The organism is Methanogenium sp. MK-MG (assembly GCF_009914725.1).
GTDB lineage: Archaea > Halobacteriota > Methanomicrobia > Methanomicrobiales > Methanomicrobiaceae > Methanogenium.
The window spans coordinates 1-8123 of record NZ_JAAAWJ010000080.1; the positions used below are offsets into that span (position 1 = coordinate 1).

Below are 8123 nucleotides of genomic sequence, written 5' to 3' on the forward strand. Positions count from 1 at the left end.
ATTAAATGATTTAAATAGTATTTATATGATTGCCTGTTTACTCATCCAGTGTTGAGATGTCGCCGGGATCAATTCCCATCTCCTGTGCTTTCAAAACCCTACGCATAATTTTCCCGCTTCTGGTCTTTGGTAATGAGTCAACGAATTCAATTTCAGAGGGTACCGCAATCGGGCCAAGTGTCTGCCTGACATGATACTTGAGATCATGAATGAGCTTTTCAGTGACTGTTGTACCTTCAATAAGTATTACAAATGTCTTCAGTAAGTTCCCTTTCACCGGGTCTGGTTTTCCGATGGCTGCTGCTTCGGCAACCGCATGATGTGAAATAAGCGCACTTTCGACTTCAGCCGTTCCGATATTGTGCCCGCTTACAATGATCAGATCATCTGACCGTCCAAGCATCATGATGTAGCCGTCTTCATCTTTTATTGCGAGGTCGTTTGTGCTGTAATATGGATATTTTCCTAAATTCCAGTAGGTCAGATAGCGTTCCTCATCATTATGGACGTGCCGCATCATTGATGGCCATGGGGCGGTGATTGCAAGATATCCTGTCTGATTGGGGGCTACGGGCTTGCCATCTTTATCCACCACATCTGCCATAATTCCCGGAATCGGTTTTCCTGCATATCCGGGTTTCATCTTCTCTCCGGCAAGAGTGGTTATCATATGGCTTCCGGTTTCTGTCTGCCACCAGGTATCTATTATTGGGCATCTCTGTTTGCCTATTACATTATAGAACCACTCAAACGCTTCAGGATTGAGTGGTTCTCCGACTGATGCAAGTATTCGCAGGGAACTCAGATCATATTTGTCCGGCCATTCTGCACCATATCGCATAAACATGCGGATGGCAGTCGGTGCAGTATAGAGGACATTAATGCCATATGCTTCAATCAGTTGCCACCAGATCCCGACATCAGGGTAGTCGGGTGTATGTTCTGTCATGAATATGGTTGAACCCAGAAGCAGGGGTCCATATACTGCGTATGTGTGCCCGGTGATCCAGCCCGGGTCTGCGGTACACCAGTATACATCGTCATCCTTGACATTAAGGACATATTTGGTTGTGTAATAGGCACCCACCATATACCCTCCACAGGTGTGGACAATTCCTTTTGGGGCACCGGTTGTACCTGATGTGTAGAGTATGAAGAGGGTATCTTCAGCATCCATCTCTTCAGGAGGGCAGTTTTTTTCTGCCTTTTTCATAATCTTGTAGAAGTCGACCTCAAAATCATCAAGAAGACTGGTAGGGGGATCCTGGAGGCGGAGGACAACCACCCGTTCGACACTGGGTGCATGAATGAGTGCCTCTTCGACAATTGGCTTAAGTGGGATGCTTCTTCCCCTGCGCATTGAAACATCTGCGGTAATCACAATTTTAGCTGCTGAACCTACAATCCGCTCGTTCAGTGCTGATGCACCATATCCGGCAAATACAACGGTATGTACCGCGCCAATACGTGCACAGGCAAGCATTGCTATGACCTGTTCAGGGACTGTTGGCATGTAAATACATACGACATCCTCCTTCCCGACGCCAAGACTCTTTAATGCATTTGCAAACTGCATGACCGCTTTGTAGAGCCGGTCATATGTGTATATCTTCTCAGTTCCGTCTTCTCCACGCCAGAACAAGGCTACTTTATTTCGCCGGTTGTTCTTCAGATGGCGTTCCAGGCAATTGTAGGTGATGTTGCATTTTGCATTAACGAACCACTTTGCATGTGGATATTCCCATTCTTTGACCTTGTCCCATGGTTTGAACCAGAGCAGGTCTGAAGCAACGCGCCTCCAGAAATCATCCGGGTCTTTCTCAAAGTTTGCATATGAGAGTGCGTAGTCTTTAATTCTTGCGTCTTTCTGGCATTCGGGGGCCGGTTTGTACACTTTTTGTGTGAATCCGGGTTGTTCCATAGGATTTGTCATGATTTGTCACACATCTGGAATATTACTCAATTTATTCCAATGATTAAAATCATTTTGTTTTGCCCCGTGTTCCGGGGATTTGACATGATTAACAATTACAAACATATATGTATGAGCCGATCAAACAAAATGACAGAAACGTGACGAAGCAGTTTTCGTCAATTGTTGAACAGGTTCCCTGAAAATAGTGCTTTATTCTGATAGGTGAGGATGAAATAGATGAAGGAATGGATGTTAAGTGAAGCAGAAGGATATGAAATACTTGGTAAGTATGGCGTCCCTGTACCTGCGTTTAAGATTGTAACCACTGCAGAAGAAGCAGGGGATGTTGCGGAAAGTATTGGATTTCCTGTTGTGATGAAAATTGTTTCTCCCCAGATCATTCATAAGAGTGATTCAGGAGGGGTTGTCACCAGTATCGGGACAAAAGAAGGTGCTCAGGCTGCTTTTAACCGGATTGTGACAAGCGTCAAGGAATATAACCCAAAGGCAAAAATTGATGGAGTAATCATAGAAGAACAGGCGAAACCTGGTCTTGAGCTGATTATTGGCGGAAAAACTGATCCTACGTTTGGCAAGGTGATCACCTTTGGGATTGGTGGCACGCTTGTCGAGCTGATGAAGGATGTGGCCCTGAGAATTCTTCCGGCAACTGAGGAGGATGTAAGGGAGATGGTCAAAGAGATCAGAAGTTATCCCCTGATCTCAGGCTATCGTGGTTCAAAACCCAAGGATGAAGAGATACTGGTGAATACCATCCTGAATGTCTGCAGGTTCTTTGAGGAGAATAAACAGGTAAAGGAATTTGATATCAATCCATTACGTCTGTATGAATCCGGTGCCTGTGCTGTTGATTCACGTGTTATACTGAGAGACGTTAACAATGCGCAGAAAAAGGAAGAACGTCCTGATATTCCTCTTGAATACTTCAATCCCCGTTCAGTAGCCATAATCGGAGCATCTGACGACCCCACAAAGATGGGATATGCGGTGATGCACAATCTTCTTCATTTCCCTGGTCAGCTCTATCCGGTAAATAATAAGCGTGATACTATTCAGGGTCTTAAGGCATATCAGACGATAAAGGATATTTCGTCACCGGTTGATATGGCAGTTATTACCGTCCCTGCAATGTATGTCCCCAAGGTCGTAGAAGAATGCGGTGAAAAAGGAGTCAATATTGCTGTTGTTATCACTGCAGGATTCAAAGAGATGGGTGAAGACGGCAAGGCCCTTGAAGAACGGGTTGTTGCGATTGCCAACAGGTATGGCATGCGCATTGTCGGGCCAAACTGTCTGGGGCTCATTGTTCCTCCCCGCGGTCTTGATACGACATATGTTCATCAGTCCCCCCGGCCGGGTAATATTGCATTTCTTTCGCAGAGTGGCGCAATTGTAAATACCGTCGTTGACTGGAGTCTCGCTGAGGATGTTGGTTTTTCTGCGGTGGTCTCTGTAGGGAATCAGTCAGATCTAAACTTCTTTGATTATATGCGATGGGTTGAGCGTGACCCGAATACAAAGGCAATAATCATGTACATTGAGGAGATCAGTGATGGTGAGGCCTTCATGAAGGTTGCAAGCGAGGTTTCAAAGACAAAACCGATTATTGCAATCAAATCCGGTTCTTCTGACCGTGGTTCAAAGGCTGCAGCCTCACATACAGGATCTCTCTCCGGTTCTTATGATGTATATATGGAGGCGTTCAGGCGGTCCGGAGTTCTTGCAGTCCATACCCTGACAGGGGCGTTCCTTGCAGCTGAGATGCTCTCGCATCCCAAGCGATATCCAAAGGGTTCGCGTGCTGTCGTCGTGACAAATGCCGGCGGATTTGCTGTGCTTTCATCTGACTATGCAGAACGGTATGGTATTGATATCGTGGATCTGCCTGCGGACGTTATTGCAGAACTGAATGAGTTTCTGCCTGAATTCTGGAATAAAGGCAATCCCGTCGATCTGTTGGGTGACGCATCTGAACACCGGTTTGAACAGACATTTGAGGTTCTCGCCAGACATGATGATCTCTGGGATATGTGCTTTGTCGTAGGTTTCCCCAACAATATTCTGTCATCAGAACAGCTTGCAAATCAGATACTGAAACTTTCAGGCAATACAGATAAGCGTATTATATCTTCTCTTCTTGGTGGAGCATCAATGGATCGTGGCAGAAAGATTCTGCGCGAGCATTCAATTCCAAGTTTCGAGGAACTTGATTTTACCTTCAGGGTTGTCGGAAGGGTACTCTGGCAGCAATTCAGGGTTTCAGCACCCGGTCTGCTGTAAAAAAAAGCAAAAAATTTATTTTTTAATCGTATTCGCGCCACGTGTATTTGCATTTAATGCAGCGGAAGAATCTGGTCTCAGACTCATCAGCAGACCGAAGCTGACGAAGCCACCATTCTGCTGTAGGGCAGCCACATTCCGGACATTTTGCAGCGATAGTCGGGAGAGTTCTGATATCATCCGCTTCATCAACAATGACAATTTCCTTTTCTACCCGTTTACTGCGTATCATCATATTTTCTGCTGTGTCTTCTCCCGGTTCTTCTGTATAACCGCATTTTCTGCACCGGAAAATGCCTTCAGAAGAGATCATGAATGATTTACAATTAGGACAGAATTTCATCGACTAATTATTTGTTGTACAGTCTGATTAAGATATGGAATCTGTGCCTTTCTGTATGACATTCATATTGTGAAAATTATTTGAGGGTACATGCCATAACTAAATGTAATGCAGGAGATTTTTGTTCTCATATCCTTTATTGCATTCTTTCTGTTTCTCTTCCCAACGGGTTTCAGAAAATATTTTGCAATTGCTGGCTGGATAAGTGTCGTTGGTATCCTTTTTGCAAAATTTCCCGAATACATTATTGGAAATAATTTTATGTACCCGGTTGCCGCATTTCTCGGCATACCGTTCCTGATAATAATTATACCAAAACTGCTTGAAGAGAATGAATACAGTATCATCATAAGCCGGATGGCGGGTATTGCATATGTCATATTTGCTCCTTTTATGCTGATTCCGCTACTTGCAGACTGGCTTATCGCGGTTAATGTTGACCTGCTTGCATGGGTGTTTACGGGAATCGGTCTTCCGTATGAACTCGTTGAATGGAATATGTTCAGGATAAATCTGTACCGTGTTGAAATTATTCTCGCATGTACCGGTATTCAGGGTATGGCAATTATGCTGGGTGTTGCCTGGGCCATACCATCTTCTGTGAAACAGAAAGTCGTTTCTTTCTTTGTTATTGTGCCGGTGATATTTGCATTAAATATCCTGAGAAATACCTTTATTCTCGTCGCATATGGTGATCAGTGGTTCCCATATTTACCGGAAATCGCTTCAAACGGGCAAATTGGCTATGAAAGTTTCTTCTGGGCACACAATTTTGTTGCAGAAATCGGAGCGCTCTTCGCGTTTATTGCCATTGCGTATATGCTCTATTGGATCAATCCCCGGCTTGGGGAAGTGATGGCAGGAATTGTGGATTTATTTGTCAAAGAAATCAGGGGATGGTTCGGTAAAGGTAAATGATCCGCTGAATTGCTGAGAGATTTGTGCAGAGAGCGACAATAATGGCTGAAATCCATATATATCCGCTGATCCCACCGATTATAAGAATAATCAGGGTTTCCGGACGGCCAAAAAAACCAATGCCTTCCAGCGGATCAGCTATTTTTCCATTCTCTCTGTTATCATATCCGATTTCGGCGTAGACAACCGGTTTAATGAATGTGTTCATGAAAGAGCCAATGATGGCGATTGCTATGATACTAAAATCCAGCGTGTGTGCGGGGAAGGCATTCACAGAGATGATGCGGGAGATAATGGCAATACCGGACATCCCGATTCCCAGCAGTGCAAGTGTATCAATATATTTGTCAGCAATCCAGTCAAAAACTGCTCCAAAATCACTGGATTTATTATTAATCCGTGCTACGCCACCATCTATCAGATCAAGAATGCCTGAAACAAGTAGCATAATGCTTCCGGCGACAAACATTCTGTTTGCATACAGGACAGCACATGCAATACCTGAGATTATTGCAAGTAATGTCAGCTGATTTGGGGTGATACCCGTCTTTGCACATGCGTGTGCAAGAGGATTCAGGATTCTTATTGCACGGGGTCTAAATGCTGTAATATTCATTATCGTATACACAGATGGGGAGATTAAGTGTATAATTCTTTGTTAATACCCGATATTTTAGGGGATGCACAGATTAAAAATAGTTCTCTCATCTGTATAACTGTCGTATAATTACATTAATAGCACATACCGATTAAGAATAGATCAACTGGGGTTATATATGGAAAAACGAATAAACCGACCACATGTTCTTATTATGTCAGAGATGACTGTTGATGGCAAACTCACTCTTTGGAAAGGTGCGTCAAGCAAGATTCTGATGCAGTTTATGGACCCTGAAACAGAGATACTGCTCCATAAGACACGGGCCGAATATGATGCAATTATGGTAGGGTCCAATACCATCAGAATTGATAATTCTATGCTCACGGTCAGGCATGCCAAAGGGAGTAATCCGATTCGTGTTATTCCAAACAGGGGGGCTGACATTCCTCTTGATTCAAATGTACTCGGGCCCGATGCTCAGACGGTCATTACGGTATCGGAAGAAGCCCCTCAGGAACGTGTGGCAGCGCTTCTGAAAAAAGGGGTTGATGTCCTTGTGGCGGGTAAAAAAGAGATCGATTTTTCTCTGCTTATGACCCTGCTCTATGATAAATATCATGTCAGATCACTGATGGTTGAAGGGGGCCCGACGCTGAATTATTATATGTTAAAAAATCGCCTTGTGGATGAATTACGCCTGATACATCTGCCTTTTATTGTCGGAGGTGCTGACACCCCTTCTCTTGTTGGTGGGATGCATATCCGTTCAGTGGAAGAGATGTTTCATCTGAGCCTGAAAAACCATTATATGTGTGGAAAGAATCTGATAACAGAGTATGATATTCTCTATCAGTGAGTGAATCCCATGGGCTGGCTTACGGGGGAAGTAGACAGAATAAACAGAAAACGAATGCGACGCGGCTGGATTAAATATTTTTTTCTGGGAGGAATCACTGCACTTTTTCTTGCAGTGATTGTGATCGCTGCATTATGGGCCGTTTCTGAAGAATTCAGTGTCTCTGTGATACGTGTGGAAGGCACTATTGTTTCGGGGAATGTGAACGGAAACGGGTTTGCGGGAAGTGAATATATCGGCCGTGAATTACGTTCCTCGGCAGATGATCCACTTGTTGAGGGAATTGTTCTCCGGGTAAACAGTCCCGGAGGTTCACCTGCAGCAGCGCAGGAGATCATCCGTGATATCGAATACGCGAAACAACGCAAACCTGTCATTGTTTCCATGGGGGATATCGCAACATCTGCCGGCTACCACATCAGTTCTCACGCTGATGTTATCTATGCCAATCCAGATACCATGACGGGCAGCATTGGTACCATATGGACGATATTTGATTACAGTAAATCGCTTGAAGATGAAGGTGTTTCTGTTGATGTGCTCAAATCCGGTGATAAAAAGGATATTACGTCTCCATACAGGGGGCTCACAGAGGATGAACGACAGTATCTTCAGGAGCTTGTGAACCAGAGTTCTGATCTGTTTATCAGTGATGTGATGGTGCAGCGTGGAGTAAACCGGTCAATCATTGAGGATGCCCGTCCCATCCGTGGTGATTATGCGAAGAGTATCGGATTGGTCGATGAGATGGGGAATCTCTTCGACGCAATAGATGCCGTATCTGCGTATCCCTGATCTCTTTAGATCATCCGGACGGGATCAGCTTTCATATATTCCCTGCATATCGTGGTCGCATACTGACCAGGCCCAAGTGAGAATGAGAGGCGCACCGTGTCGTCACTGATCTCTGATACAACACTGGTGCTAAGACTAATCCTGCGGACGGCACCCTTGAACGACATGCCGGTTAATTCGCCTGCTTTTCTGAATGATGCATGGGATATACCGTCAGCTTCCATCAGGGTATTTATCAGCTGTTCAGATGAGCTGTGTGTGGGGATGGTCTTTTCACCCGGCATCTCCAGGCAGATATGGGCACGTCCCCGTCTTACAAGGACTTCTGCCGGACCGATGTTTGCCTCTTCAACGATGTCCGTTTTTCCGGTTTGAAATATTATTCTGTCCCAGA

Annotated in this window: 8 protein-coding genes; 4 read left to right on the top strand and 4 right to left on the bottom strand. The window is 44.7% G+C overall.

Annotated features, from left to right (window positions below; genetic code table 11):
- Positions 1 to 37: 37 nt before the first annotated feature.
- Positions 38 to 1933 carry an acetate--CoA ligase gene (gene acs / locus MKMG_RS09655; RefSeq protein WP_254059160.1) on the bottom strand — a complete coding sequence of 632 codons (1896 nt, stop codon included), beginning with the start codon at positions 1931 to 1933 and terminating at the stop codon, positions 38 to 40.
- A gap of 219 nt (positions 1934 to 2152) precedes the next feature.
- Here acs and MKMG_RS09660 point away from each other — a divergent pair, with 219 nt between their 5' ends.
- Positions 2153 to 4216: an acetate--CoA ligase family protein gene (locus MKMG_RS09660; RefSeq protein WP_165077596.1), complete on the top strand. Its 2064-nt coding sequence runs from the start codon at positions 2153 to 2155 to the stop codon at positions 4214 to 4216.
- Between the two features lie 22 nt (positions 4217 to 4238).
- On the opposite strand, the gene MKMG_RS09665 is transcribed toward MKMG_RS09660, so the two are convergent.
- A complete protein-coding gene (locus MKMG_RS09665) occupies positions 4239 to 4559 on the bottom strand; it encodes a transcription factor S (RefSeq protein ID WP_165077598.1) in 321 nt (106 codons plus the stop codon).
- Positions 4560 to 4667: 108 nt separating this feature from the next.
- Here MKMG_RS09665 and artA point away from each other — a divergent pair, with 108 nt between their 5' ends.
- Positions 4668 to 5477, top strand: coding sequence for an archaeosortase A (artA, locus tag MKMG_RS09670; protein ID WP_165077600.1), 810 nt, complete (start codon positions 4668 to 4670; stop codon positions 5475 to 5477).
- On the opposite strand, the gene MKMG_RS09675 is transcribed toward artA, so the two are convergent.
- Entirely contained in the window at positions 5449 to 6093 is a 645-nt protein-coding gene (locus MKMG_RS09675; protein WP_165077602.1) for a CDP-alcohol phosphatidyltransferase family protein, read from the bottom strand. The two genes, artA and MKMG_RS09675, sit on opposite strands and share 29 nt — an antisense overlap.
- A 160-nt stretch (positions 6094 to 6253) precedes the next feature.
- Between MKMG_RS09675 and MKMG_RS09680 the strand changes: the two genes are divergently transcribed.
- Positions 6254 to 6934: a dihydrofolate reductase family protein gene (locus MKMG_RS09680; RefSeq protein WP_165077603.1), complete on the top strand. Its 681-nt coding sequence runs from the start codon at positions 6254 to 6256 to the stop codon at positions 6932 to 6934.
- 9 nt (positions 6935 to 6943) lie between these two features.
- Positions 6944 to 7729, top strand: coding sequence for a signal peptide peptidase SppA (gene sppA, locus MKMG_RS09685; RefSeq protein ID WP_165077605.1), 786 nt, complete (start codon positions 6944 to 6946; stop codon positions 7727 to 7729).
- A 5-nt stretch (positions 7730 to 7734) separates the two neighbouring features.
- Here sppA and truD read toward each other — a convergent pair.
- Positions 7735 to 8123: tRNA pseudouridine(13) synthase TruD (gene truD / locus MKMG_RS09690; RefSeq protein ID WP_165077607.1), on the bottom strand; the 389-nt coding region annotated here is incomplete at its 5' end.